Consider the following 3,555-nt stretch of genomic DNA (forward strand, 5'->3'; position numbering starts at 1 on the left):
CTATAAACATACATTTACCCTGCTATAAACATACATTTACCCTGCTAATCAATACAAAATATTATTTGTATTTTTTAATACTTATGATAACTTGTATTTTTATTATAAAAATAGGGTATAAAATGAGCTTGGTTGTAAAAGATAATTCCTTAATAAATGCGAGCTACACATTGGGCTTAGTTGAGCAACGGCTCATTCTTCTAGCCATCATTGAAGCAAGAGAAACAGGCAAGGGGATAGATACAGAAACTTTCCTCGAAATTCACGCCCAACACTATGCAGACCGCTTTCATGTAGATGTTAAAAACACTTATGCAATGCTGTCAGATGCAGTAATGACGCTGTTTAATCGTCAAGTGACGTATATGACAGTGGACGAAAAAAGAAATAAGCCTGAAAAGCGTGTGGTTCGATGGGTGAGTGGCATTTCCTATGTTGAAGGTGCGGGCATTGTTAAATTACGCTTTGCCCCTGAAATTGTGCCGTTAATCACTCGTTTAGAGCAGAATTTTACAAGCTATGAATTGATGCAAGTTGCCAATCTAAATCTATATGCCACTCGTTTATATGAATTACTCGTATCTTGGCGAAGCGCAGGTAAAACCCCTATTATTGAGATTAATGACTTTAGGTCAAAGTTGGGATTACTCGATCAAGAATATAAATTAATGCACAATTTTAAGAATCGTGTCCTAGACCCAGCGATAAAACAGATTAATGAACACACAGATATAACCGTCAAAGTCGAGCAACATAAGACAGGGCGATCTATTACAGGCTTTTCATTCAAGTTCAAACCAAAGCCACAAGCCAAAATCGAAAAGACAATAGACCCGAAACGAGATCCAAATACACCTGATTTTTTTATTAAATTGAGCGATCCACAGCGTCATTTATTTGCTAATAAAATGTCTGAAATGCCCGAAATGTCTAAGTATTCTCAAGGTACAGAAAGCTATCAGCAGTTTGCTGTTCGTATCGCTGAAATGCTTTTACAACCTGAAAAATTTAGAGAGCTTTACCCAATTTTAGAGAAAGCCGGATTTAGTCATGACTAAATCCTATCGCTCCATATCAAAACCTTTATCTTTTGGTTTTTCTTTCTGTTGCGCTCGTTCCTGTTGTTTTTGCTGTTGCCGAAGCTGTTCCAATGCCTTTAAAAACTCTTGGGATTTGGCATATTTTTGATTTAACTCAGGGTGATTTTTCTCAATATGTTTAATCACCGCTTCACGCCCAAAGCGTTGGTCATAAAGGCGTTGTGTCTTTTTCTCAGTCTTAGTATGGTCATGTAAGTGATGAATTTCACGATATTCTCGGACTAGATTCTCACGCTTTTCTTCCCAATCCTTTTTCCCGAAAAACATTGGCTTATTTTTATCGAGTTCCTCAATCTTGGTTCGGATGTCCGCACCTTGTTTTTGGTACTCTTTCAGCTCGCTTTTAGTCGTATTCTCAATATATTGGGTTCTATATTTTTCAAATAAAGCCTTGTATTCAGCGGTGGTTTCCTTAGCTTCCTCTATTTTCTGATTAACGATTTCTTGCTTTTGCTCATTCGTTAATGGCTTTGGCTTTTCCCGTTGTTGTTCTTGGTCTAAGCTGGCGAGGTGTTTAGGTAAATAATCAATATGTGTTTGAAAAGTCTGCGTAGCTTCCCGATATTCAAGCACCAAGCCCTTAAATTCTTGGTTTTGGCTACCTTTCCACCCTAAATGTTTTTCAGGTATTCGCTCAATGCCTTGATCGGCAAGACTGCGATGATCGACCCGATCTGCATGTCCGTATTCTTCTAAATAAGCATTTTGAAGATCAGCAAAGCGTTCACGCAATTCTACAAGCTCGGTTTTGCGCTGTTCTGCGGTTTTAGCGGTATTGGACTTCTGACAACCACCACGTTCAGGATTTTTACTGTTGTAGCGTTTAAAGAATTGGTCAGGACTGCGTTCAATACCATCCTGTAAGCGTTCGCTATACATGATATGCGCATGAGGCTGTTCTCCGCCCTCTATGCTTGCCTTTGGGGTGTGAATTGCCCATGTATAGGCATGTTTCTCACCTAGCTCTTGTTCAACAAAGGTTTGAACCAACTCTTTACGCTGTTGCGGTGTCAATTCCCTGGGGAGTGCAATTTCAATTTCACGGTAGGTACTACCATTTTTACGCTCAAATTCATCGGCACATTGCCAAAATAGATTTGGATTGTCTTGTGCCCATTCGGGCATATTGCCATGTTCAACGGCTTCTAATTTTTCTTTATTTTTAAGTTTGTATTCTCCCTCTCGCTCGATGTATTCAGCATGAGCAGCAGCCTTACCTTTTGCGCCAACCTTGACCGATAAATGATAACTTGCCATTTCCGCTTTTGCCTTTGATTTTGCTGTTGGGAGTACAGAGGGTTTACCCTTTGTCGTGCTTAGGTTTCTATTCGAAGAATAGAAACTACTAAGTGCGCATTCTGAATTTTAGCACAGATCGGAATTCATGCTACACTCGAATAAATAATGATGCTTTTTACGGTATTTGTATGACAACAAAATTGGAATTACCTGACGGACATTTGAATTTTTTAAAGGCACTTTCACGCCCAACCGACTATCAAAGATTGCTGATTGAACTCTATGAAAAAACAGATCGAACAACGATTGAAGATAAAAAACTGTCGGCTTTGATTCGGACAGAAAAAGCCAACATTCGAGCCAACAAAGCCAAAAAAGAGATGCAGAACCTACTCAATGCAGAAAAAAACAAGGAAAAGGCTTTAGAGCGTAAGGCGAGAACCAAGCGATTAATCGAATTAGGCGCATTATTTGACATTGCCAATCTTGGTCATCACGACCCTGCCACGTTGGTCGGCATGTTAAGCAACATTAAAATCGCATCAGATGATCCCAAATGGACGAATTGGCATAAACAAGGGGTTTCTATACTCCAAGAGCGAAAACAGGCTAAAAACGCAAACCAGAGCGATTTAAACACTTAATCACGAACTACGACAGATTGACTACCAATCAAATTCAGCAAAAAACGGTAATCAGAGGGGGGAGTAAGCGATCTATCGCTATGTCGCTCACACTCCGTTCGCTTTGTGCTTTTCTTTTTGACGCTAACAGGGATTAGCCGAGCGAGTGTCTACGAGCGATTGAGCACTATCAAAATTTTGCCCTGCTCTTTCCCTGATTACAATTGCTCCCTTTCGCCTAAAAATGGGATTAACCGAGCAAAGCGACCACATGATATTTGAACCTAGACCGAGCGAAGCGAGCAAAAAAGCTCTATGAGCGAAGCGAATCCATTCTTGCTTTTGCTTTTAGATTTCACAAACAGGCTTAACCGAAAAACTGCCCCTCGAATCGAGCTTGCGAGATTCAATAGAGTTTGAGCAAAGCGAAAACCTAGGGCAGTTTTCCACAGGTTTTTTTTAGGTTTTGGGCTTTTAATGCTTTTAAGAGCTTTTAAATGCTTTTAAGTCCTCTGAAACATAAGCCTAGCAAGGCTTTCACGCTCTATAAACATACATTTACCCTGCTATAAACATACATTTACCCTGCTAAT

General features: G+C 39.8%; 3 protein-coding genes. 2 read left to right on the forward strand and 1 reads right to left on the reverse strand.

Annotated features, from left to right (window positions below; genetic code table 11):
* Positions 1–122: 122 nt before the first annotated feature.
* Positions 123–1,058 carry a replication initiation protein RepM gene (repM, locus tag F960_RS00210; RefSeq protein ID WP_004846558.1) on the forward strand — a complete coding sequence of 312 codons (936 nt, stop codon included), beginning with the start codon at positions 123–125 and terminating at the stop codon, positions 1,056–1,058.
* Between the two features lie 3 nt (positions 1,059–1,061).
* Here the strand turns inward: repM and F960_RS00215 are convergent, their stop codons facing one another.
* Positions 1,062–2,357 (reverse strand): MobA/MobL family protein, encoded by a 1,296-nt coding sequence (locus F960_RS00215; RefSeq protein ID WP_004846561.1) that lies wholly within the window; start codon positions 2,355–2,357, stop codon positions 1,062–1,064.
* 170 nt (positions 2,358–2,527) lie between these two features.
* On the opposite strand from F960_RS00215, the gene F960_RS00220 reads away from it, so the two are divergent.
* Positions 2,528–2,983, forward strand: a complete 456-nt coding sequence (locus F960_RS00220) for a conjugal transfer protein TraD (protein ID WP_004846565.1) — start codon at positions 2,528–2,530, stop codon at positions 2,981–2,983.
* The last annotated feature ends 572 nt before the right edge of the window (positions 2,984–3,555 follow it).

The organism is Acinetobacter gerneri DSM 14967 = CIP 107464 = MTCC 9824, assembly GCF_000368565.1.
GTDB classification, from domain to species: domain Bacteria; phylum Pseudomonadota; class Gammaproteobacteria; order Pseudomonadales; family Moraxellaceae; genus Acinetobacter; species Acinetobacter gerneri.

Coding starts and splice junctions, on each gene's coding strand:
- repM (WP_004846558.1), top strand. CDS start 123: ATGAGCTTGGTTGTAAAAGATAATTCCTTAATAAATGCGAGCTACACA.
- F960_RS00220 (WP_004846565.1), top strand. CDS start 2,528: ATGACAACAAAATTGGAATTACCTGACGGACATTTGAATTTTTTAAAG.
- F960_RS00215 (WP_004846561.1), bottom strand. CDS start 2,357: ATGGCAAGTTATCATTTATCGGTCAAGGTTGGCGCAAAAGGTAAGGCT.